Raw genomic sequence first — 21,334 nt, forward strand, 5'->3', positions numbered from 1 at the left:
GTGAATATTCCAAGCCACACGGAGAGGGACAGGAGAAAGAACCACTATGGGTTTCAAGATAGCTGTCGCCGGCGCGACCGGAAATGTCGGGCGCGAAATGCTGAACATTCTGGAAGAGCGCGGCTTCCCAGCTGACGAGGTTGTGCCGCTTGCCTCCAGGCGTTCGGTCGGACAGGAAGTGTCTTATGGCGACAGGACGCTGAAAGTTCAGGCACTCGAAAATTACGATTTTTCCGACACGGATCTCTGCCTCATGTCGGCAGGTGGTACCGTTTCCAAGGAGTGGTCGCCGAAGATCGGCAAGGCTGGCTGCGTTGTCATCGACAACTCATCCGCATGGCGTTACGACCAGGATGTGCCGCTGATCGTTCCGGAAGTGAACCCGCACCACATCGAGGGTTACTCCAAGAAGAACATTATCGCCAATCCGAATTGCTCGACCGCGCAGCTCGTTGTGGCACTGAAGCCACTTCATGACGCTGCCACGATCAAGCGCGTTGTTGTCTCCACCTACCAGTCGGTTTCCGGCTCGGGCAAGGAAGGCATGGACGAGCTTTTCGAGCAGACGCGGGCGGTTTTCGTTGCCGATCCGATCTCGGCAAAGAAGTTCACCAAGCGCATCGCCTTCAATGTCATTCCTCATATCGACGTCTTCATGGAAGACGGCTACACGAAGGAAGAATGGAAGGTTCTGGCCGAGACCAAGAAGATGCTTGATCCCAAGATCAAGGTCACGGCGACCGCAGTGCGTGTTCCCGTCTTCATCGGTCATGCCGAATCGGTCAATCTGGAATTCGAGAAGCCGATCACCGCTGACGAGGCGCGTGACATCCTGCGCGAGGCGCCGGGTTGCCAGGTCATCGACAAGCGTGAAGATGGTGGTTACATCACGCCGTATGAAAGTGCAGGCGAAGACGCGACCTATATCAGCCGCATTCGCGAGGACGCGACGGTAGAAAACGGGCTTGCCTTGTGGGTTGTCTCCGACAATCTGCGCAAGGGTGCTGCACTCAACACGGTCCAGATTGCCGAGCTTCTGGTGGCCAAGGGGTTGATCAAGCCTCGCAAGGAAGCTGCCTGATCGGCAAGTGTTTTGAAAGGCGCGGTTTCAACCGCGCCTTTTTTCTTTGTCTAAAGCGGAGAACCAGCCATGGCCAAGCAGGCGCTTCTTGTCATTGATGTTCAGAACGATTTCTGCCCCGGCGGTGCGCTGGCGGTCGAGGATGGCGACAGCATCGTGCCGATCATCAATCGCATGATGGATGATTTCGGCCATGTGATCCTGACGCAGGATTGGCATCCGGCAGGCCATTCCTCCTTTGCATCAAGCCATGAAGGCAAGACCCCGTTCGAGTTCGTGACCATGCCTTACGGGCAGCAGGTGCTTTGGCCGGACCATTGCGTGCAGGGTACGCAAGGTGCGGCTTTCCACCCGGATCTCGAAGTTGATCGTGCCGAGTTGATCATCCGAAAGGGATTTCGGCCGCAGATCGACAGCTATTCGGCCTTCTTCGAGAATGATCATGCAACGCCAACAGGGCTTGCCGGATATCTGAGCGAACGCGGCATCACCTCGCTCGTTTTGGCCGGGCTCGCTACCGACTATTGTGTCGCCTATTCCGCGATTGATGCGAAGAAACGCGGCTTCGAGGCGGAGGTGGTGCTGGATGCCTGCCGCGGCATTGATCTTGATGGTTCGCTGGAGCGGATGAAGCGGGAAATGCAGGATGCGGGCGTGGTGCTGCAGTAGCAGCGTTTCACGTGAAACGCTAAGCGCCTGATTCTATTTCACGAATCAGATCAATAAGATGAGTCTTCAACCCAGCCCTGCATAGCGGCTGATCAGGCTCGGATCCTTGCGCAAAGCGCTGGCCTCCACGGTCTCGCGAATGCGACCGTTCTCGATGAAGGAAACCCGGTTTGCGACCTTCAGCACCGTATCCGCCCGCTGCTCTACCAGAAGGCTGGTGACACCTTCATTGCAGAGCGCGGTGACCGTCTCGCGGATGCTGGCAACGGCTGAGGGCATGAGGCCCTCCATCGGCTCGTCCAGAAGCAGAACCTTCGGCTCAAGGCACAGCGCGCGCGCCATTGCCAGCATCTGCTGCTCGCCGCCAGACAATGTGCCCGAACGCTGCTTCAGGCGTTCTTGCAGCTTCGGGAACAGCTCCAGCACCTTTTCGCGAGCGGCAGAGCCTGTTCTTCTTGTCATCAGGCCGATCTCGAGATTTTCGGCCACCGTGAGTTCGGCAAAGAGCCTTCGCCCCTGAGGCACATAGCCGAGCCCCAGGCGCGGGACCTCATGGGCCGGAAGGTCAGAAATCTTCTGGCCATCCAGTGTTATCTCACCGCTGGACAGCGGAAGAAGGCCCATGATGGCTTTCAACGTTGTGGTCTTGCCCGCGCCGTTGCGGCCCACCAGGCAGTGCACCTCCGCCTGACGTGTCTCAAGGCTCATGCCATGCAGCACCTGCACATCGCCATAGCCCGCCGTCACATGGTCCAGCCTGAGAAGCCCGCTCATGGCTGCTCCCCCAGATAGGCGCGTTGGACATCTGTGTTCGCACGGATCGCCGCAGGCGTTCCTTCCGCGAGAATGCGCCCCTGATCCATCACCGTGATTCTTTCGGCAAGCGCCATGACCACATCCATATTGTGCTCGATGAGCAGGATTGTTGTCCTCTCGGCAATCTGTCGGATCAGGGTGATGAAGCCTAGAGTTTCGCTTTCCGACAGGCCTTGTGTGGGTTCATCCAGGATAAGGACGCGGGGTTTGAGTGCGATGCCCATGGCAACTTCGAGCAAGCGCTGGTGGCCATAGGCCAGATTGCCCGCCAATTCGCCTGACCGTTCTCCAAGTCCAACCCGCGCCAGTGCTTCGTGAGCTCCATCATTCAGCCTGCGGCTGCTCAGATTGAGAATGGAGCTGCTTCGGGCCTGTGACTGCACTGCCAGAGCCACGTTTTCCAGCAGGGTGAGATTGGGGAAGATGGAGGTGATCTGGAAGGTGTAGCCCAGTCCGAGACGCACGCGCTTGTGCGCCGGCAATCGCGATATATCCTGCCCTTCCAGCGAGACTTCTCCAGCGTCGCTGGCGATGCGGCCGCAAATCAGGCTGACAAAGGTCGTCTTCCCCGCGCCGTTGGGGCCGATAATGGCGCGGATCTCACCCTCTTCGAGCTGAAAATCCACATCATCGACGGCGCGCACTCCGCCGAAGCTGCGCGACAGGCCGCGTGTGTGGAGAATGGGCGCGGTCATGGCAGCCATGGCAGCCACCTCGCTCTGATCGTGCCCAATATGCCGCGCCTGAAAAAGAGCACGAGGAAAATCAGCACCAGGCCCACCACAAGCAAATGCGCCGTCGTGTGGCTTGAGGCAATGTCGATCACGTAGAACATGACAAGGGTGCCCAGAAGCGGCCCGAGCGTTGTTGCGGCACCTCCGAGTAGCACCCAGAGCAGCGGCAGGATCGAGTATTGCGTGCTTGCCAGTGTCGAGCCGACATAGCCGAAAAGCACAGCATATGCAGCACCGGCTGCGGCACAGATCATGCCGGATAGTGTCAGGGCTACCAGACGATTGGCAAAAACATTGAAGCCCAGCATCCGCATGCGCTCATCATTCTCGCGAATGGCAATGAGCGCACGCCCATAGCCTGACCGGATAACGAAGAGCGTGAACAGAAGCACGAGCGCGAACAGCGCGAGGGCAGCAAGGTAGCGTGTCGAAGGATCACTCAAATCGAAGGTCGCACCCGCCAATTCCAGGCTTCGCACCTCCTGTTGCAGGATCAGTCCTTCCTCACCGCGCGTATAGGTCGTGAAGTAGAGCGTCGTAAGATAGAAAACCTGCGAGAACATCAGCGTGACGATCATGAAGGCAACGCCGCTGGTGCGCAGCGCGAGTGCGCCGACGACCAGCCCAAGCAGCAAGCCTGCACCTATACCCGCACCGAAAGCGGGCCAGACGCTCCAGTCCAGATGATAAATGGTCAGGCCCGCCCCATAGAGACCGGCTGCGAAAAACATGGCATGGCCCAGGCTCAAGAGGCCGCCATAGCCGAAGGTGAGATTGTAGCCCATGGCAAAGACCGCCAGCACCAGAACGCGCGAGACCACGCCGCGATGATATTCGGGCAGGAGCCAGTTGGCTGCCAGTAGTGCCGCGATGACCGCAAGATGCAGCAGGAGCGATTGCGGGGAGGGGAGCAGCCGGACCTTCATCGCGCAGCGGTTCCGAACAGGCCCTGAGGGCGGAAGACAAGAACCAGCGCTACGAGAAGCGTGGCTAGCATTTTCGCAAGCGTTGGCGAGAAGAACATGGAGATTATGCCGTCGGAGAGCCCGATCAGCACGGCGGCCACCACCGTGCCGCGGAGCGACCCCAGCCCTCCGATAATGACGACGATAAAGGAAAGGAGCAGCGGCTCCTGACCCATGAGATAATGGGCCTGCCGGATGGGTACGACGAGAACGGCTGCGATGGCTGCTAGTGCGGCACCCAGCGCAAAGACTGCCGAATAGACACGACGCACCGGGATGCCAAAGGCCTGCGCGGTTTCGCTGTCATACTGGGTTGCGCGCATGATCAAGCCGATGCGGCTGCGCATCATCAGGAGCGCGGTCAGGGCCACAAGCAGGATTGATGCCCCGATAACCGCCAGTTTGTAGCCGGAATAGCCGAACCAGGGCAGTTGAATGCGCCAGGTGAAGGGTGCTTCGACGGGCCGCGAATCCGCTCCGTAATAGGTGAGGGCAAGCTGCTGGATGATGTAGAGCAGGCCGATCGTTGCCACGATGGTGGCTTCGGGCTCGTATTTCAGCCGAGACAGAACCAGCCTGTCGGACACCCAGGCAATGAGCGCCACCACAAGAGGGCTGAGCGCAAGGGCGAGCAGGAAGCCAAGAGCGGGATCGCCCGCAACGAGGCTTGAGAAATACCAGGCGAGGACCGCGCCCAGCATGAAGAACTCGCCATGGGCCACATTGACCACGCGCATAACCCCGAAGACCAGGGAGAGGCCAAGCGCCATCAGGCTCAACACCGCGGCGGTGACGAGCCCTTCAAGCGTTGCAAGCAGCAGGTAGGGCCCGAAACCCATGGTGGATCAGAAGGACTGCGTGGTGTAGTCGGCTTCCGCCTCGTAGAGCCCATCCTCGACGCTTGTGCGGTGGACCACGTTCAAACGACCGCCCTCGAGCTTCGAGATGCTTTGCTCGCCGAATGCCTGGTGGATCTTGCCATTGAAGATCTTGCGGCCTTGCGGATGTTCACGCCCGGCTTCCATTTCCTCCATCGCCTCGGTGGCTTCGATCAGCTTTTGCCGATCCTGCGGGCCTTGATAGTTGGCGGCTTCCATTGCGCGCTTGATGACGAAGAGCGTTTCCCAGCAGCCGAACATATGGGCGTTGGTGGAGACGTCATTGGCGTCATTCACGCTGGCGCCCTCGTCGTTGATGCCAACCGTCTTGCGGTAGAAATCCACATAGTCAGGCTGATCAGGCTGGGCGTAACGGGGCATGCCTTCCCAGAAATGGCTGCCATCGAGAAATTCTAGGCCCGGGCTGTTGATGTTTACCGCTTCCAGTGAATCGATGAAGCCGAAGAGCTGGGGGCCGGAATTGCCGAAGAACTCGCCCAGTTCTTTCACGAAGGTGAGTACGGCAGGGCCCACCATCACGTGGTAGATCACGTCGGTATTTCGCGGAATCTGCGGCAGGTAGCGGGTGAAGGAGGTTTCGGTCGGCGGTATTGCGACCTTGGCGACCACCTCGCCGCCCTGCGCCTGGATGGCAGGCTCGAAGAAATCGCGGTGGTCGTGGCCGAAGGCATAGTCCGGATAGACCAGCGTGACCTTCTTCCCCAGATTGTCTGCGATCCATGGCGCGACCGAGCGGACCTGCGCCTTCACATCGGTGATGCCGGGCTGGAGGCAATAGCGGTTCAACTTGCCGGAGGCGACGTGGTAGCCTTCGCTGACCACGTAATAGGGCATCTTCAACTCACCAGCCGCCGGGGCGGAGCCAACCACGACGTGGCTGAAGAGGGTGCCATAGACGAGGTCGACCTTGTGCTGGTTGGCGAATTTCTCAACCACTTCGGCCCCGCGCGCAGGGTCCGTACCGTCATCCTCGATGACGATTTCCAGCGGACGACCATTGATGCCGCCAGCCTCGTTGATGAGCTTGGCGGCGGCCATGGTGGTGCGCTCATACCAGCGTCCATAGGATGCGCCGATGCCCGTGCGATGGCACTGGAAACCGATACGGATGGGCTCGGAGCTTTGTGCCTGCGCAAAGCGCGTGAAGCCTGGAGCGGTGATCAGACCGGTGGTGGCGCCCAAGCCCTTCAATACCGAGCGACGGGAGAAAGGGGTGGAGATGCCATTGCTGGTCATTGCACTGCCTCCTGGGCTTGCTGGCTGCAGCATATCGCGCTGCAGCAAATCAATCGGGGTGCAACGTAAACCATCTATCCTCAGGCTTGGCAATATGATGCCCTTACCTAGCGTCAGCTCATCATCCGGCGGTGGGCGAGGAGAGCAGCCAGAGCCCGAGCAGCGTATAAAAGATCATGAGCATGGCCATTGGGACCTGGCTCCTGAAGGCACGATCAGCTGTGCCGTAGTGGCGAAGCGCCAGGCCGTGGGCAAGCGCCACGGCCAGCACATGGCCGCCCACGATGGCGATTGCCTGCGCGTTCCAGATCAGTTGGGCGGCATGTGCGCCCAAGACGACACCGGCGCGGACGTGGTAATCGGCGGTCCCGAAAAGGTTCAGCCCCGTGGCGAAGGGGTCGGATGCGGCGACGAAAGCGTATTGCAGATTGACCAGCATCACCACGAGGTAATGCGAGAAGTGATAGGCAAGGGCAATCGGGATCAACGACCAGATGAGCAGGCCTGCTGCGCGCATGGGCGCCCGCCCGCCCGCCATGCGATCTCCCGCAAGGACCGCTGCAAAGAAGCACAGCGAAAAACCTGCCCAGGCGCCGGACAAGCCAAGTGAGTTCGGTAGCAGGAGTGCCGTACGGCCGGGATAGAGCAGAGGATTCGTGCCGATCATGTGAAGCCAGGTGAAGGTCTTCATTAAGCCGTCGAAGGAGATATAGGCGATCAGCAAAAGCACGAAGGCAATGCCGCTCAGGGGAAGAGGGTGTACGCGGGAAAGACGGCCGCCCGGTATTGTCAGGGACAGCTTTCTGCGTCGGCCAATGCCCGATGAGGCCAGGGGCGACAGGCGGGCTGCGGTGCGAAAGAAGATCCCGAGAAACTCGCCCCGCGCCATCCAGCGACGATGACCAAAGGCGAGGATGCCGGCCATGGTCAGGAGGAAATAGGCGGCGGTGAACATTGCCAGTTGCCGTGGGTCATCCGGTGCTGGGTAGACCAGTTCAAGCCAGGCGAAGCAGAACAGCAGAAGCGTGGCTGGCCAGTAGCCGACCCGTCGTGGCAGGCGCAGGTTCAGACCGGGTTTTCCGATTGCCCGCCAGAGGGCTGTCCAGGGATTGAGCCAGCGCCACATATCTCCGACAAGAGCATGAAGCAGCGGCAGAGACAGCCAGAGCAGTGTCCATATCAGCAGGGGAAGCGGGTTGGAGAGCGGGTCACGACTGCCTAGCCAGCCAGCCAGCAGGCCAACAAGCACAAGTAGTGAAGAGAAAATACCGATAACCCACAGTGGTGCAATAGATATATCACTGATATGCATCCTGTGCCCGAACGCGCGGACCAGCACTTGCGGTGGCAGAGCCAAGAGCATCAGGAAGCTTGCCGCCACCGTCAGTGCACCGCCCCAAAGATAGAGATGCGTTGGAAGCAGCAGAACGTGACCGCGCTCAGAGGCATGGGCCAGAGCTTCGGCGGTCGTCAGGCATAGGAGGGGAAATACGGCGAGAACTCTTGTCATGGCGCCATCATCCCTTTCCGACGACAAAAGAAAAGGGCGCGCAAGCCGTGCTCGCGCGCCCTTCCATGAAAATCTGAAACAACCGATCAGGCGGTCTGGGTCACGAATTTCGTGACGAGATAGGCTTCGATCGCCTCCGAACCGCCCTCGGTGCCGTGGCCGGAATCCTTGATGCCGCCGAAGGGCACCTCCGGAAGGGCCAGGCCATTGTGGTTGATCGTGGTCATACCCGCCTCAACGCGCATGCCAAGCTGGTTGGCGGTGTCTGCCGAACCGGTGAAGGCGTAGGATGCAAGGCCGAATGGCAGGCGGTTTGCCTCGTCAATCACCTCATCCAGCGAGGAGAAACGGCTGAATACCGCAACAGGGCCGAATGGCTCTTCATTCATGATCCGTGCCTTGGTCGGCACATTCGACAGAACGGTTGGCTCGAAGAAGTAGCCCTTGTTGCCGATACGGCGACCACCGGTCTTGACCTCTGCACCGTGATCGACAGCATCCTGGATCAGCTCCTCAAGGGCCGGAATGCGCCGTTCATTGGCGAGCGGTCCCATCTGGGTGCCTTCTTCCAGGCCATTGCCGACATTGATCGCCTTGGCGGCAGCCGTGAAGCTTTCCACGACCTCGTCATAGACAGGCTCTTCCACGAGGAAGCGCGTCGGGGACACGCAGACCTGTCCGGCATTGCGGAATTTCGAAGCCGCCATGACCTTCACTGCCTTGTCCAGATCAGCATCCTTGAAGATCATCGCGGGCGCATGGCCGCCGAGCTCCATCGTGGCGCGTTTCATGTGCTGGCCGGCAAGGGCGGCCAGATGCTTGCCCACAGGCGTGGAACCGGTGAAGGAGATCTTGCGGATGGTCGGGTGCGGAATGAGATACTCCGAGATCTCGGCGGGCACACCATAGACGAGGTTCACCACACCCTCGGGAATGCCGGCATCGGCGAAAGCGCGGATAAGCTCAGCAGGAGAGGCCGGCGTTTCCTCCGGTGCCTTCACGATAATCGAACAGCCTGCGGCCAGGGCCCCTGAAAGCTTGCGCACGACCTGGTTGATTGGGAAGTTCCAGGGCGTGAAGGCCGCGACCGGACCTACGGGCAATTTCAGCGCCATCTGGGTTACGCCTGCAGCGCGCCCCGGAATAATCTGACCGTAGGTGCGGCGGGCTTCTTCGGCGAACCAGTCGATCACGTCGGCTGCGGCCATAGTCTCTGTCTTGGCTTCCGCGCGTGGCTTTCCCTGCTCGCGCACCATGATATCGGCGATCGCGTCGCTGCGCTCGCGCAGGATTTCGGCTGCCTTGCGCATCAGCTTCGAACGCTCGTAAGCGGAGGTCGCGCTCCAGGTCTTGAAGCCTTTGTCCACCGCTTCAAGCGCCGCATCGAGATCGGCCTTGGTTGCATGCGCAACCTTGCCGATGACCTCTTCCGTTGCGGGATCAACCACATCAATGGTCTTGCCTTCCGCGCCGGCGCGCCACTGGCCGTTGATGAACAGTTTCGTGTCGGGATATGCGCCGTTCTGAGCCATGATAATCCTTTACTCGTTTTCATTACAGGCAAAGCTGCCTGATCGTGCCACTTGCATATGGGCAGAGAAATGGTGGGTTGAAACCCGGACCTCGGACAAGGCGGGTCGATAATTCAGGAAAAAGGGCGGGACACTTATGAACGCCCGCCCTCTAATCATCAATACAGTTCGCCGCTTGCACGTCGCGCCTTGAAGTCCTTCGTCTCCTTGACGACAACGCCGGACAGAAGCAGTAGGCCAATCAGGTTGGGCACCGCCATCAGTCCGTTGAAGGTGTCGGAGGCGGCCCAAACCAGATCAAGCGTGACGATGGTGCCCATCAGTACCGATGCCGTATAGACAATCCGGTAAAGAATGATTGCCCTCGCGCCGAACAGATATTCGAAGCACTTCTCGCCGTAATAGCTCCAGCCGAGAATGGTGGAGTAGGCGAAGAAGATCAGGCCGAAGGTCACGATCCAGCCACCCGGTCCCGGCAAAAGCGCATCGAAAGTGCTGGTGGTCAGGGATGCACCCGTTTCACCGTCCATGTAGAAGCCGCCCATCACAAGCACGAGGCCGGTGATCGTGCAGACCACGATCGTGTCCAGAAAGGTGCCCGTCATCGAGACCAGCGCCTGGCGTGCCGGATGATCCGTCTTGGCGGCGGCGGCCGCGATCGGGGCGGAACCCATGCCGGCCTCGTTCGAGAATACGCCGCGTGCCACGCCGTAACGGATCACCGCACCCAGCGCACCACCTGCCACGGCTTCACCGGTGAAGGCGTCGGTGAAGATCAGGCTGAAGGCAGGCAGAACCTGGTCGACATTCATCAGGATGATGACCAGCCCACCGAGCACATAGATGACCGCCATGAACGGCACCACGACAGAGGTTACCCGGGCAATCGAGCGGATGCCGCCAAGGATCACGACTGCGGTGAGCGTCGTCAGCACCACGCCGGTGATCCAGGTGTCGATGCCGAAGCTGGTCTGGATGGATTGGGCGACGGAATTCGACCGGACCGAGCTGCCGATCCCAAATGCTGCGACCGAGCCGAAGATTGCGAAGAGCACGCCGAGCCACTTCATGTTGAGGCCGCGCTCGATGTAGTACATCGGCCCGCCGGACATCTGCCCGTTTTCGTCGACGATGCGGTATTTCACCGCCAGCAGACCCTCTGCATATTTGGTGGCCATGCCGAAAACGGCCGTCACCCACATCCAGAAAACGGCACCGGGGCCACCGGCGACAACAGCTGTTGCAACGCCGGCGATGTTACCGGTGCCGATTGTTGCGGCGAGTGCCGTCATCAGCGCCTGGAAATGGGTGATGTCGCCGGGATCGCGATTCCTGGGATGACCGCCGAAGGCCATCTTGAGCGCGAGCGGCAGCATGGAAAACTGCAGGAAGAAGAGGCGCAGGGTCAGGAAAACACCCGTGCCGACGAGAAGCGTCAGCATATATGGGCCCCAGACCCATCCTCCCAACACATTGAAAAACTCAGTCAGACCCGCCATGGAATCCTTCCATATCCTCCGTTGGAATCGAAGCCTGCATAGGCTTGATGCGAGCCAAGCGAGTCAATGGGCCAAGCTATGTGCACGCGCTGGCCGGGCCTGGCGCTCCTGCGCCTCAGGCGAACAGATCCTCACGAATTGGCCAGATGGGCCGCGCCAGCTTCTGGTAGCCTGCGGTTTTCGGGTCGTGCGGATAGCATCCCTCGACCACCGCATAGACAATTTCGCCGGCAATCGGCGCGAAGCCTGCGTGAAAATGGTTGGTCGACTTGATCAGAAGCGCCTGCTTGGCACTCAGATCAACACCCAGATTGGAGAAAATGTCCGGCTCGAAAGTCTGTGTACGGTTGGTGTTCAGGATGATGTCGATCTCGGTCCCAACCAGGCGGATGAGCGCTGCGGGACCAAGCGTCACACGGCTCTTGCCAAAGCTTTGCCAGCCTTCGGTGGCCAGCTTGCGTATCTCGAAGGTCCCGTCAAAGGGCTTGCCGCTTGCAGCATTGGCCTTGCCGCCGATGCGCATGTCCAGCACCGTCCCTTCGCCTGCGCCATGGGCGAAGGCTACCGCCTGCGGGTCCCAGATCGTTGCAAGTCCGAAATTGCGGACCCCTGCATCGACCAGAGCGTGAAGGAGAACGGTGTTGTCGCCCGCCGTCCCCCCGCCGGGATTGTCCCACATATCGGCAATGACCACCGGCTTTCCGTTCAAGGGGCCAGCCTTTGCCCGTGCGACAGCCTCGTCCACCGTGATGGTTTCCATCTTGGTCGTGCCGCGCATGGCGCGCACTTCCTGGCCGAGCTTTTCCGCCAGGGCCTCGCCTTTGTCCTGTGCGTTGTCGGATACCACGATCACTTGCGTGCCAAGTTCGGGCACATCACCGGCCATGAAGCCGTGGATCAGCGAGACGGAGAGGATATCGTCCTTCCCCTGAAGCGCCTGCATCCGGTCCACGAAGGAACGCATGGGCTGACGACTGGTCGGGAAGACATCAATCATGCGGCAGTCGAAAGTCGAGATGACTGGTTTTATTTCACCTCTCGTAGCGCGCAATGCCAGTTCCACCACATGCTCCGCGCGCTCAACGAAATCCGTGTGCGGGAATTCGTGGAAAGCGGCAAGGATGTCTGCGGCTGCGACTCGCTTCTTCGTCAGGTGGCTGTGGGGATCAAGCTCGGCTGCCACGACGACATCCGGACCGACGATTTCGCGCACGCGCGCCAGGAGGTCGCCCTCACAATCGTCGAGCCCGCGCGCCACCATGGCACCATGCAGGCCAAGAACGACGCAGTCCACCGGCATGGCCGCGCGCAACTGATCGAGGATCTCGTCACGAAGTTCTTCGTAGACATCGAGGCGCACAAGCCCCCCGGGCTCCGCCCAGGTGGCCGTGCCCTCGATGAGCGTGAACCCCTCTTCCCTCGCGCGACGGCGCAGCACCGGGATTGGCGCCGAGCACAAGGTCGGCGTCTCGGGATGCTCGCCCGGACCGGCGTAGAAAGCCATCTCGAATGCTTCCCGGTCGGTAGGTACCGGCGAGAAGGTGTTTGTCTCGGTGGCTAGTGACGCCGTGAATACGCGCATGGGGATGATTGTCCGGGTTCGTGTTCTGCTTAAAGCGGCTTATAGGCGACCGCTTCCACCTCGATCTTGATATCGAGCATGAGGCGGGATTCCACGGTCGTGCGCGCGGGCGGGTCCTTCGGGAAATACTGCGCATAGGCAGCATTGAAGGGGCCGAAATCGCGGGCGTCCTCGATCCAGACGGTGGTTTTCACGACGTCCTCGAGCGAGCAGCCGGCGAGTTCCAGCGCGGCTTTGACATTTTTCATCACCTGATGGGTCTGCTCGGTAATGCCGCCGACCACGACCACTCCATCCTGGCCTACCGGAACCTGTCCGGAGATGTAGACGAAATCGCCTGCACGGACGGCCGGGGAGAGGGGCACGTGGGAAGTGCCAAAGCACTGCTTGGTCATGAGTGAGAACCTTTCTTATCTATTTGACTGCACCGATCGCAAGGCCACGCACGAGATAGCGCTGCAGCCAGGCGAAGACGATTGCGACGGGTATGGTGGCGACGAAGGTGGCTGCCATCACATGGTGCCACTCGACCGTGTACCGGCCGGCGACCAGCGAGAAGATCTGGATCGGCAGCGTGTAGCTCTCCTGTCGGCGCAGCATGGTGAGTGCGATCACGAACTCGTTCCACGCATTGATGAAGGAGAAGATGGCCGTCACCGTCATTGCCGGAAGGGCGAGCGGCAGGAAGACCATCACCAGCGCCTTGGCGGGACTTGCCCCTTCAATCCAGGCGGCTTCCTCGAGATCCTTCGGGATGGTGGAGAAGTAGCTTTGCAGCATCCACACGGTGAAGGCGACATTGAAGGCGCCGTAGACGAAGACGATCGAATTCACATTGTCCAGAAGGCCGAGCCAGACAACGAGGCGGAACAGGCCGATGACCAGGACGATGGGTGAGAGCATCTGCGAGACCAGGAGGAACTGGCGGAAGAAGCCCTGGCCCTTGAAGCGGAAGCGGCTCATCGCATAGGCGGCCGGAATGGAGACCGCGAGCGCCAGCATGGTCGACAGGACCGAGACATAGACCGAGTTCCACAGCGCATTGCCGAAATTGGTCACCGCCCACATGTCGATGAAGTTGCGCCAGGCGGGTTCCTGTGGCCACCAGGTGGGAGCCAGAACCTCGTTCGAGGGCTTGATCGCGGTGATGAACATGACCGCAAAGGGAAACAGGATCAGAACGATCAGCGGCGACAGGAAAAGCCAGTAGAGCAGCGACTTCTTCAGCTTCTTGTTCATTTGCTGTCCCTCCGCATTGCCAGCGAGACATAGAGGATGGTGAAGGCGAGCAGCAGCGCGAACATCATCACCGACAGTGCCGATGCCTCACCGAGTTTTCCGAAGCGGAAGCCGAGCTTGTAGAGATAGGTCACGAGAATGTCGGTGGAGTTCGCCGGTCCGCCTTGCGTGGTCGCCCAGATGATCGGGAAGGAGTTGAACACATAGATCATGTTGAGGACGATCGAGATGTTCAGGAAGGGCTTCATCAGGGGCAGGGTGATCTCGCGGAATGTCTGCCAGCGTGATGCACCTTCCAGCCGTGCCGCCTCATAGAGATCATCGGGGATCGAGGAGAGGCCACCGAGAAAGATCGTGGTGGTGAACGGGATCGTCACCAGAATGCCGATCATGATCTGAACCGGGAAGGCGGTCGAGGCGCGTGCCAGCCACTGTATGTTCTGGTCGATCAGACCAAGATTCTGGAGACCGGAATTGAGCATGCCGCTTTCGCCATTCAGCGCCCAGCGCCAGACAATGGCGGTCATCGTCAGCGATACCGCCCAGGGCAGCATGATGATGACGCGAGCGATGGAGCGGCCATAGAATTCGTCATTGAGGATGATCGCGACGGGGACCGACACCAGCAGCGTTCCGATCACGATGCCGCCGGTCCAGATGGCCGTGCGCCACAATGCGCCGAGGAAATCCGGATCGGTGAAGACGGCAATATAGTTCTCCGCGTCATTGAAGCCGCGCAACTGGCCGAAGCGGTTCACTTCGTTCAGCGAGATCATCCCGAGCTGGTAGAGCGGCCATAGGATGATGAAGGCCGCCAGCAAGAAGCCTGGCAGGATCAGCACATATGGATTTGTCAGAGGCGAGCGGATCATGGTCCCGTTTCGATCTTCCGGCGCGTGAGCGGGAGGGCTTGAGGCAGGGACATGCGCGCAACTGCGCGCATGTCCTTCGCCGTTGGGCTATCAGTTGCCAAGGATGCCATTGATATCCTCAGCGGCCGCGTCAAGCGTCGCTTTGGGATCGGCGTCACCCAGATAGATCGTCTGGATCGCGTCGGACGTTTTCGCAGCGATTTCTTCCCAGCCCGGAATGACAGGTGCGAAACGCGCATCCGGCAGAAGCCCGGTGAAAGCCTTCAGATCCGCATTGTCCGCGAAGGCCGGCTGCTTGGCCACTTCCGGGTTGACCGGCAGGAAACCCTCACCTTCGGTGAATTTCGCACGCCATTCGGTGGTGAAGAGCATGTCGAGGAATTTCCAGGCGAGATCCTTGTTCTCGGAGTTCTCGAACATGATGATCGAGTCGGTCACACCATAGGTGCCACGGTCACCGTCAGGTCCTGCAGGGATCGCAGCGACGCCATATTCGAGATCGGGGGCCTCTTCCTTGATCTGGTTGGAAAGGAAAGGCGCGGTAATCATCATGCCGACCTTGCCCTGCTTGAACAGGTTCTGCACGTCCTCGCGATTGTAGGATGTGACGCCTGGCTGCGTTGCGCCGGACTCGATCAGAGACTTGTAGGTCTCGGCCGCCTTGTAGGCCGCCTCGCTGTCGAGGCCGGACGTGCCGTCTTCTTCCACCAGTTCGCCACCATGGGCCCAGAAGGCATAGTAGAAATAGACGTCGGTCTCGATTTCCTTGCCCTGCAGGCCAAATCCGGCAATGTCATCGCCAAGGGCGCTGATCTTTTCAGCCGCTGCAGCAAGTTCTTCCCATGTGTCGGGAACTTCCGTCACGCCTGCCTGCTCGAACAGGTCCTTGTTGTAATACATCGCACGTGCAGAGGCTGCGATGGGCAGGCCGTAGGTCTTTCCGTCCATCACGGATGGCTCAAGGAACACGGGGAAGAAGCGCTCCTTGAATTCATCGGACATATAGTCGTCGAGCGGTGCTGCGATGCCCTGTTCGACGAAATCGATCAGCCAGCGCGTGCCGATGATCGACAGGTCGGCATTGGCGCCACCGGAGATGTCGGTAGTCAGCTTCTGGAGCAGGACATCCCAAGGCACGACCTCAATCTGGATGTCGGCGTCAGGGTTGGCTTCCTCGAATGCCTTGGCGGCCTCTTCGAAATAGGGTCCGGTCTTGGAGCTGTACTCCGCGACGGTTACCCGCACTGTCTCTGCAGCTGCCATGCCTGCAAGCGACAGGAATGCGGCTCCTGCCAGTGCAGTGGTCAATCCGAACTTTCTCATATTCGTCTCCCAGTTCCTCTCTAGGGTTTGCACGAATTCCAGCCCGCTCATTTTTTCTTGTTCTTGTTCGTCAGCCGGGCGCCGGTCACTCGAACCAGTGATGTAATTTTTTTACAGAATTTCGGATTAATCAAGGAAAATCGCACAATCGTGTTGCTAAATTACGAAAATTCAGCAAACACTACGGTAGCGGGCAGGGTTCTCAGAGCGCCCGGCCTTAGGGGAACCAATCGAAGCCGCAACAAGCGGACGGGAGAAAAATGTTGGATCTGAATGGACAGCGAATCGTCGTGACAGGCGCTGCCGGTGGCATCGGCGGAGCCATGATCGACGTTCTGGCCGGGTTCGGCGCCGAGGTCATCGCTTGCGACCTGAAGGCCGACGATGTCGCTGGCCCGAATGTGTGCGAGGCCCACGGCTTCGATCTGCTTGACGATGATGCCGTTGAAGCCGCGGCCAAGGCCATCTGCAGCAATGGTGCGCCGCGCGCCGTGATCTCCAATGCCGGCTGGACGCGTGCCGAGACGCTCGAGGACGTGACTCCCGACGCCCTCAGCCACGAGATCAACCTCAATCTTCGTAGCGCGGCGCGGCTGTCGCAGGCATTCCTGCCGGCCATGCGCAATCTTGAAGGCGGGGCGACCTTTGTCTTCATCTCCTCGGTCAACGCTCTTTCGCACTACGGTAATCCGGCCTATGCCGCGGCCAAGGCGGGTCTCAACGCCTGGATGCGCGCGGTTGCCACCGAAGAGGGCCGTCACGGCATTCGCGCCAATGCGATAACGCCGGGTTCGGTTCGCACAATGGCGTGGGATCATCGCATCGAGCGCGACCCGACGATCCTGGAAAAGGTGAAGCGTCTTTATCCGCTGGGACGGATGGTCATGCCGGAAGAGGTGGCGCGCGCCGCCGCATTCCTGGCGTCGCCGCTTGCCAGCGGCATCACCGGAACGGTGCTTCCCGTCGATGGCGGGATTTCGGCAGGAAATCTTCCCTTCCTTGAACAGATAGCCGGATGAGGAGCATCCAGCATGGCTGAACTCGTACTCAAAGACATTTCCAAGCGCTACGGCACGCATGAGGTGATCAGAAGCCTCTCGCTTTCGATCAACGATGGCGAGTTTGTCGTGCTCGTGGGTCCCTCGGGCTGTGGCAAGTCCACGCTTCTGCGCATGATCGCAGGACTGGAGGAGATTTCCGGCGGCGATCTCATCATCGCCGGCGCGCGCGCAAACGACATTTCGCCCCAGAAGCGCGACACCTCGATGGTGTTTCAGTCCTATGCCCTGTTCCCGCATATGACGGTGCGGGAGAATATCAGCTTCGGCCCACGCGTTCGCGGCGAACCCAAGGAGGACACGGAGCGACGCATCGGGCGCGCTGCCGAAATCCTCAATCTGAAGGACTATCTCGATCGCAAGCCGGGTCAGCTTTCCGGCGGTCAGCGCCAGCGCGTGGCGATGGGGCGTGCCATTGTACGGGATCCGAAGGTGTTCCTGTTCGACGAACCCCTTTCCAATCTGGACGCCAAGCTTCGCATCCAGATGCGCACCGAGATCAAGGCGCTGCACCAGAAGCTCGGCACCACGATCGTCTATGTGACGCATGACCAGATCGAGGCCATGACCATGGCTGACCGGATCGTCGTCATGAATGGCGGCAATATCGAGCAGGTGGGTACGCCGCTTGAACTCTATGACCGGCCGACGAACAAGTTTGTAGCCGGATTCATCGGGTCTCCGGCAATGAGCTTTCTCGATGCGCAGACCGAAGGCGCCTTCGCGGTTCTGGAAGATGGCTCTCGCCTGCCAATCTCTGCCACCGGTCAGAATCGGTACGTGACGGTTGGCATCCGGCCGGAATGCTATCAGCGCGATGCTGCAGGGCCGCTATCGCTGTTAGTCGAGGTGGTCGAGCCGACAGGCCCCGAGATCCACATTTTCGGCAAGATCGCTGGCGCGGATGTGCGCGTGGTGCTGCGCGATCGCGATCTTCCGCGTCCGGGCGAAAAGCTGCGCCTTTCGGTGCCTGTCGAACATGTTCATCTGTTCGACAGGGAAAGCGGCGTGCGGCTGCAGGCGGGATAGCGATGCCCAAGGGGATGCAGGACGAGAGCACGCGGACCGTCGACATCATCGCCCGGCTCCAGGATCGACTGGAGCGTGGGCGCGGTGCCGAAATCCGACTCGTGGAAAGCATTCTCGCCGATCCGCATTTCGCGGCCCATGCCCCGATCGCCCAGATCGCGGAACGCGCAGGGGTGAGCGAACCGACCATAACCCGGCTGGCGCGAGCGCTTGGTTTTCCCGGAACGCGCGAGATGCGTTTCCATCTGGCACAGGCTTTGGCCATCGGCGGTGCCTATCTTCGTGAATCAAGTCCGCCGCCGGAAGACCTGCCCGTGACTACACAGGTAGTCGCCAAAGTTTCTTCCGGTGCCCATGCCGCGCTCGACCTCATGTCCATGGCTCTGGCTGAAATCGATCTTGAACCGATGGCGCGGCGGATCAGCAAGGCGAGCCAGATCCTTATCTATGGTACCGGCGGCAGCTCGTCCTTTGCCGCCGTGGAACTGCAAAACCGGCTTTTCCGGCTTGGACTGCATGTGACGGCGCATACGGACCCTCAGCTTCAGCGCATGAGCGCATCCGTTCTCGAGCCGCGAGCGGTGGTGATCGGATTTTCGGTCTCGGGACAGGCTTCCTCTGTCACCGACGCTGTCACCATCGGCCGTCAATATGGTGCAAGTGCGCTGGTTGTGACCTCTCCGAACACGCCGCTTGCCGCAGCGGGAGACGCACTTCTGCCGTTGACCTTCAAGGAAGACGGCAATCTCTACAAGCCGTCTTCCACGCGCTATGCGCTTTTGGCTGCCGTCGACATCATTGCAATGACGACGGCCCACACGATCGGGCCGAAAGTGCTGGAGCCGCTGCGCAGGGTACGCCACAGCCTTGCCAGCCAGAATATCCGCAATCCTGATCTACCCATCGGAGACTGATGCCGTGCGCATAACCGACCTGGAGACGCCTGCGGTCGTGATCGATCGCGCCAAGGTGGAAGCCAATCTTGCAAGAGCGCAAGCCTATGCCGACCAGCATGGCTTCAAGTTGCGCCCGCATATCAAGACGCACAAATTGCCGATCCTCGCGCGCCGCCAGGTGGAACTGGGCGCCATCGGGATCACCTGCCAGAAGTTGGGTGAAGCCGAGGTCATGGCTGACGGCGGCCTCGAAGACATCTTCATTCCGTACAACATATTGGGTGAGGCCAAGCTTGCTCGTCTGGCTGCTCTGCATGAGCGGATCCGCGTTTCGGTCACTGCGGACAGCCTCGTGACCATCGACGGGTATGCGGGGCACTTCACCGATCCGGACCATGCGCTGCCGGTTCTGATCGAATGCGATACGGGTATGGGCCGCTGCGGCGTGCAGGATGTCGAGGAGGTCGTGGCGCTTGCGAAGCGGATCGCGGGAGCACCAGGCCTGCGATTTCAAGGCCTGATGACCTACCCCCCGCGCGGGCGAGCCCTCGAAGTGGAAGCATGGCTTCAGCGTGCAGTAGAGGCGCTTGAGGCAGAAGGCCTGAGCGTCGAGCTTATTTCGAATGGCGGAACGCCGGACATGTATGAGATTGCCGGCATCACAACCGCCACGGAGTATCGGCCGGGCACCTACGTCTATTCAGACCGCATGCAAGTGGCATTTGGCCACCGCACACTAGAGGACTGTGCACTGACCGTTCTGGCGCAGGTGGTCAGCCGGCCGACAGATGACCGTGCCGTCATCGATGCGGGCTCCAAGGCGCTTGCCGCCGATATTGCACCAGTGCCCGGCCACGGCCATGTCGTCGGCTATCCCGAAGCTGTCATCACCACGCTCAGTGAGGAGCATGGGGTGATTGATCTGAGCGAGTGCAGCCGAAAGCCGGAAATCGGCGAAAAGCTGCACATCATCCCCAACCATGTCTGCGTCGTCTCGAACCTGTTCGACGAGGTCAATCTGGTTGAAGGCGATGACGTGGTGGAAACGCTACCGGTTGCCGCGCGTGGCCGGTTGAGCTGAGAATCGAACAAGGACGATATCATGAGCCATGACAAGAACCCGTTTCCGCAGGGCGATGCGGACCGTCACTATTTGTGGGAGATGCTCGTTCACCGCGATATCGATGCTTTCCTCGCCCAGGATTGGTCGATGGTTGAGGATGACTTCGCCTATGACCGCTTTTTCGGCATGCATGCGCAGTTCCTGAAGAATCCGGATTCCTGGCGCCTGCAGTTCCCCGATGTCGACAGCTACCGGGATGTATGGCTGCAGCAGGCAAAGCGCACGGCGGAAACCGAATTTGCCGAGCCGCTTCGTGACGCGCTTTTCCGGGCAACCAATATGCGCGACATCGACATAAACGGTGACCGCGCGGTGCTGCACAAGAAGTTCGATGGCACGGTTGTGAAGGCGGATGGCGGTGTCGACCGCCTCAATTGGCAGACACTTTATTTCTGCGCGCGTATCGAAGGCCAGTGGAAGATCACAGGCTTCGTCGGTTACATGCCGCATCCATTGAGCTGATATCGGGCCGGCGCAAATCGCGCCGGCATTCCCTTCACGGTCAGTAGGTTGCGCGACCACCGGACAGATCGAAGACCGAGCCCGTCGTGAAGCTGTTTTGCTCCGAGCAGAGCCAACAGATCATTGCCGCGGCCTCATCAAGCTCAAGAAAACGTCCGCGCGGAATCTTGGCGAGCATGTAGTCGATATGCTCCTGGCTCATCTGGTCGAATATGCGGGTCCGCGCTGCTGCAGGTGTGACGCAGTTGACCGCGATATTCTTGTCGGCCAGTTCCTTGCCGAGGGACTTGGTAAGCCCGATAACTCCCGCCTTCGAGGCGGAATAGGCCGATGCGTTGGGATTACCCTCCTTGCCTGCAATCGAAGCAATGTTGACGATGCGCCCATAGTCATTGGCGATCATTGATGCCACCAGCGCGCGATTCACATGAAATGTGCCGAGCAGGTTGATCTGCGTGATCCGCTGGAACTCCTCGACCGGATAATCGACGAGCGGAGCATTGGCCCCTGCAATTCCGGCGGAATTGACCAGTATGTCCACGTTTTTGAAGCGGTCCAGTGTGAAAGCGGTGGCTTTTTCCACGCTCGTCCAATCGGCGATATCGACGGCGACAGCCATTGCATTTGCGCCCAGTGCCACTGCTGCCTCATTGGCCAGCGTTTCATCACGGTCCCAGAGGGCGACCTGTGCTCCCTGCTCGGTGAGCTTTCGGGCCACCGCAAATCCGATGCCCTGTGCTCCTCCCGTCACGACCGCCTTCCTGTCCTGAAAATCGTTCATCCGCTTCTTGTCTCCCCCTCATGAAAAG

The 21,334-nt window shown here is 60.0% G+C and carries 21 protein-coding genes; 7 read left to right on the forward strand and 14 right to left on the reverse strand.

Annotated elements, in window-relative coordinates; translation table 11 throughout:
* The first annotated feature begins 46 nt into the window (after positions 1-46).
* Positions 47-1,081: an aspartate-semialdehyde dehydrogenase gene (locus EL18_RS13630; protein ID WP_036485426.1), complete on the forward strand. Its 1,035-nt coding sequence runs from the start codon at positions 47-49 to the stop codon at positions 1,079-1,081.
* A gap of 69 nt (positions 1,082-1,150) precedes the next feature.
* On the forward strand, positions 1,151-1,750 hold the full coding sequence (gene pncA, locus EL18_RS13635) for a bifunctional nicotinamidase/pyrazinamidase (protein ID WP_036485428.1): 600 nt from the start codon (positions 1,151-1,153) through the stop codon (positions 1,748-1,750).
* Between the two features lie 66 nt (positions 1,751-1,816).
* Here the strand turns inward: pncA and EL18_RS13640 are convergent, their stop codons facing one another.
* The 13 genes from EL18_RS13640 to EL18_RS13700 all read right to left on the reverse strand — a co-directional run bounded on the left by EL18_RS13640 (position 1,817) and on the right by EL18_RS13700 (position 15,957).
* Positions 1,817-2,524: an ABC transporter ATP-binding protein gene (locus EL18_RS13640; protein ID WP_036485430.1), complete on the reverse strand. Its 708-nt coding sequence runs from the start codon at positions 2,522-2,524 to the stop codon at positions 1,817-1,819.
* A complete protein-coding gene (locus EL18_RS13645; RefSeq protein ID WP_036485432.1) occupies positions 2,521-3,270 on the reverse strand; it encodes an ABC transporter ATP-binding protein in 750 nt (249 codons plus the stop codon). The genes EL18_RS13640 and EL18_RS13645 overlap by 4 nt, the downstream gene beginning before the upstream one ends.
* The gene (locus tag EL18_RS13650) at positions 3,258-4,226 is read right to left on the reverse strand and encodes a branched-chain amino acid ABC transporter permease (RefSeq protein WP_036485434.1); all 969 of its coding nucleotides are present in this window, start codon (positions 4,224-4,226) and stop codon (positions 3,258-3,260) included. The genes EL18_RS13645 and EL18_RS13650 overlap by 13 nt, the downstream gene beginning before the upstream one ends.
* Complete coding sequence (locus tag EL18_RS13655; RefSeq protein ID WP_036485436.1) at positions 4,223-5,104, reverse strand: branched-chain amino acid ABC transporter permease; 882 nt, start codon at positions 5,102-5,104, stop codon at positions 4,223-4,225. Before EL18_RS13655 ends, EL18_RS13650 begins: the two co-directional genes overlap by 4 nt.
* 6 nt (positions 5,105-5,110) lie before the next feature.
* Positions 5,111-6,400 (reverse strand): ABC transporter substrate-binding protein, encoded by a 1,290-nt coding sequence (locus EL18_RS13660; RefSeq protein WP_036485438.1) that lies wholly within the window; start codon positions 6,398-6,400, stop codon positions 5,111-5,113.
* A gap of 121 nt (positions 6,401-6,521) precedes the next feature.
* The gene (locus EL18_RS13665; protein WP_051914287.1) at positions 6,522-7,910 is read right to left on the reverse strand and encodes a hypothetical protein; all 1,389 of its coding nucleotides are present in this window, start codon (positions 7,908-7,910) and stop codon (positions 6,522-6,524) included.
* 86 nt (positions 7,911-7,996) lie between these two features.
* On the reverse strand, positions 7,997-9,442 hold the full coding sequence (locus EL18_RS13670; RefSeq protein WP_036485442.1) for an NAD-dependent succinate-semialdehyde dehydrogenase: 1,446 nt from the start codon (positions 9,440-9,442) through the stop codon (positions 7,997-7,999).
* Positions 9,443-9,600: 158 nt separating this feature from the next.
* Positions 9,601-10,941 carry an alanine/glycine:cation symporter family protein gene (locus EL18_RS13675; RefSeq protein ID WP_036485444.1) on the reverse strand — a complete coding sequence of 447 codons (1,341 nt, stop codon included), beginning with the start codon at positions 10,939-10,941 and terminating at the stop codon, positions 9,601-9,603.
* Positions 10,942-11,056: 115 nt separating this feature from the next.
* On the reverse strand, positions 11,057-12,523 hold the full coding sequence (locus EL18_RS13680) for a M81 family metallopeptidase (RefSeq protein WP_036485446.1): 1,467 nt from the start codon (positions 12,521-12,523) through the stop codon (positions 11,057-11,059).
* A 29-nt stretch (positions 12,524-12,552) separates the two neighbouring features.
* On the reverse strand, positions 12,553-12,918 hold the full coding sequence (locus EL18_RS13685; RefSeq protein ID WP_036485448.1) for a RidA family protein: 366 nt from the start codon (positions 12,916-12,918) through the stop codon (positions 12,553-12,555).
* A gap of 19 nt (positions 12,919-12,937) precedes the next feature.
* A complete protein-coding gene (locus tag EL18_RS13690; RefSeq protein WP_036485451.1) occupies positions 12,938-13,762 on the reverse strand; it encodes a carbohydrate ABC transporter permease in 825 nt (274 codons plus the stop codon).
* Positions 13,759-14,634, reverse strand: a complete 876-nt coding sequence (locus EL18_RS13695) for a carbohydrate ABC transporter permease (RefSeq protein ID WP_036485453.1) — start codon at positions 14,632-14,634, stop codon at positions 13,759-13,761. Before EL18_RS13695 ends, EL18_RS13690 begins: the two co-directional genes overlap by 4 nt.
* A 90-nt stretch (positions 14,635-14,724) precedes the next feature.
* Positions 14,725-15,957, reverse strand: coding sequence for an ABC transporter substrate-binding protein (locus EL18_RS13700; RefSeq protein WP_036485455.1), 1,233 nt, complete (start codon positions 15,955-15,957; stop codon positions 14,725-14,727).
* 260 nt (positions 15,958-16,217) lie between these two features.
* Here EL18_RS13700 and EL18_RS13705 point away from each other — a divergent pair, with 260 nt between their 5' ends.
* The 5 genes from EL18_RS13705 to EL18_RS13725 are packed head-to-tail and all read left to right on the forward strand — an operon-like array spanning position 16,218 to position 20,525.
* Positions 16,218-16,976, forward strand: a complete 759-nt coding sequence (locus EL18_RS13705; protein WP_036485458.1) for an SDR family NAD(P)-dependent oxidoreductase — start codon at positions 16,218-16,220, stop codon at positions 16,974-16,976.
* Between the two features lie 12 nt (positions 16,977-16,988).
* Positions 16,989-18,044, forward strand: coding sequence for an ABC transporter ATP-binding protein (locus tag EL18_RS13710; RefSeq protein WP_036485459.1), 1,056 nt, complete (start codon positions 16,989-16,991; stop codon positions 18,042-18,044).
* Positions 18,045-18,046: 2 nt separating this feature from the next.
* Complete coding sequence (locus EL18_RS13715) at positions 18,047-18,958, forward strand: MurR/RpiR family transcriptional regulator (RefSeq protein WP_051914290.1); 912 nt, start codon at positions 18,047-18,049, stop codon at positions 18,956-18,958.
* Positions 18,959-18,962: 4 nt separating this feature from the next.
* Positions 18,963-20,021 (forward strand): D-TA family PLP-dependent enzyme, encoded by a 1,059-nt coding sequence (locus EL18_RS13720; RefSeq protein WP_036485460.1) that lies wholly within the window; start codon positions 18,963-18,965, stop codon positions 20,019-20,021.
* Between the two features lie 21 nt (positions 20,022-20,042).
* Positions 20,043-20,525 carry a hypothetical protein gene (locus EL18_RS13725; RefSeq protein WP_036485461.1) on the forward strand — a complete coding sequence of 161 codons (483 nt, stop codon included), beginning with the start codon at positions 20,043-20,045 and terminating at the stop codon, positions 20,523-20,525.
* Between the two features lie 40 nt (positions 20,526-20,565).
* On the opposite strand, the gene EL18_RS13730 is transcribed toward EL18_RS13725, so the two are convergent.
* Complete coding sequence (locus EL18_RS13730; RefSeq protein WP_036485463.1) at positions 20,566-21,306, reverse strand: SDR family NAD(P)-dependent oxidoreductase; 741 nt, start codon at positions 21,304-21,306, stop codon at positions 20,566-20,568.
* Positions 21,307-21,334: the final 28 nt, after the last annotated feature.

The sequence above is a fragment of the Nitratireductor basaltis genome (genome assembly GCF_000733725.1).
Lineage (GTDB): Bacteria > Pseudomonadota > Alphaproteobacteria > Rhizobiales > Rhizobiaceae > Chelativorans > Chelativorans basaltis.

What these genes read in the sequence shown, in the direction of transcription:
- EL18_RS13630 (WP_036485426.1), top strand. Translation starts at nt 47, where the DNA reads ATGGGTTTCAAGATAGCTGTCGCCGGCGCGACCGGAAATGTCGGGCGC.
- pncA (WP_036485428.1), top strand. Translation starts at nt 1,151, where the DNA reads ATGGCCAAGCAGGCGCTTCTTGTCATTGATGTTCAGAACGATTTCTGC.
- EL18_RS13640 (WP_036485430.1), bottom strand. Translation starts at nt 2,524, where the DNA reads ATGAGCGGGCTTCTCAGGCTGGACCATGTGACGGCGGGCTATGGCGAT.
- EL18_RS13645 (WP_036485432.1), bottom strand. Translation starts at nt 3,270, where the DNA reads ATGGCTGCCATGACCGCGCCCATTCTCCACACACGCGGCCTGTCGCGC.
- EL18_RS13650 (WP_036485434.1), bottom strand. Translation starts at nt 4,226, where the DNA reads ATGAAGGTCCGGCTGCTCCCCTCCCCGCAATCGCTCCTGCTGCATCTT.
- EL18_RS13655 (WP_036485436.1), bottom strand. Translation starts at nt 5,104, where the DNA reads ATGGGTTTCGGGCCCTACCTGCTGCTTGCAACGCTTGAAGGGCTCGTC.
- EL18_RS13660 (WP_036485438.1), bottom strand. Translation starts at nt 6,400, where the DNA reads ATGACCAGCAATGGCATCTCCACCCCTTTCTCCCGTCGCTCGGTATTG.
- EL18_RS13665 (WP_051914287.1), bottom strand. Translation starts at nt 7,910, where the DNA reads ATGACAAGAGTTCTCGCCGTATTTCCCCTCCTATGCCTGACGACCGCC.
- EL18_RS13670 (WP_036485442.1), bottom strand. Translation starts at nt 9,442, where the DNA reads ATGGCTCAGAACGGCGCATATCCCGACACGAAACTGTTCATCAACGGC.
- EL18_RS13675 (WP_036485444.1), bottom strand. Translation starts at nt 10,941, where the DNA reads ATGGCGGGTCTGACTGAGTTTTTCAATGTGTTGGGAGGATGGGTCTGG.
- EL18_RS13680 (WP_036485446.1), bottom strand. Translation starts at nt 12,523, where the DNA reads ATGCGCGTATTCACGGCGTCACTAGCCACCGAGACAAACACCTTCTCG.
- EL18_RS13685 (WP_036485448.1), bottom strand. Translation starts at nt 12,918, where the DNA reads ATGACCAAGCAGTGCTTTGGCACTTCCCACGTGCCCCTCTCCCCGGCC.
- EL18_RS13690 (WP_036485451.1), bottom strand. Translation starts at nt 13,762, where the DNA reads ATGAACAAGAAGCTGAAGAAGTCGCTGCTCTACTGGCTTTTCCTGTCG.
- EL18_RS13695 (WP_036485453.1), bottom strand. Translation starts at nt 14,634, where the DNA reads ATGATCCGCTCGCCTCTGACAAATCCATATGTGCTGATCCTGCCAGGC.
- EL18_RS13700 (WP_036485455.1), bottom strand. Translation starts at nt 15,957, where the DNA reads ATGAGAAAGTTCGGATTGACCACTGCACTGGCAGGAGCCGCATTCCTG.
- EL18_RS13705 (WP_036485458.1), top strand. Translation starts at nt 16,218, where the DNA reads ATGTTGGATCTGAATGGACAGCGAATCGTCGTGACAGGCGCTGCCGGT.
- EL18_RS13710 (WP_036485459.1), top strand. Translation starts at nt 16,989, where the DNA reads ATGGCTGAACTCGTACTCAAAGACATTTCCAAGCGCTACGGCACGCAT.
- EL18_RS13715 (WP_051914290.1), top strand. Translation starts at nt 18,047, where the DNA reads ATGCCCAAGGGGATGCAGGACGAGAGCACGCGGACCGTCGACATCATC.
- EL18_RS13725 (WP_036485461.1), top strand. Translation starts at nt 20,043, where the DNA reads ATGAGCCATGACAAGAACCCGTTTCCGCAGGGCGATGCGGACCGTCAC.
- EL18_RS13730 (WP_036485463.1), bottom strand. Translation starts at nt 21,306, where the DNA reads ATGAACGATTTTCAGGACAGGAAGGCGGTCGTGACGGGAGGAGCACAG.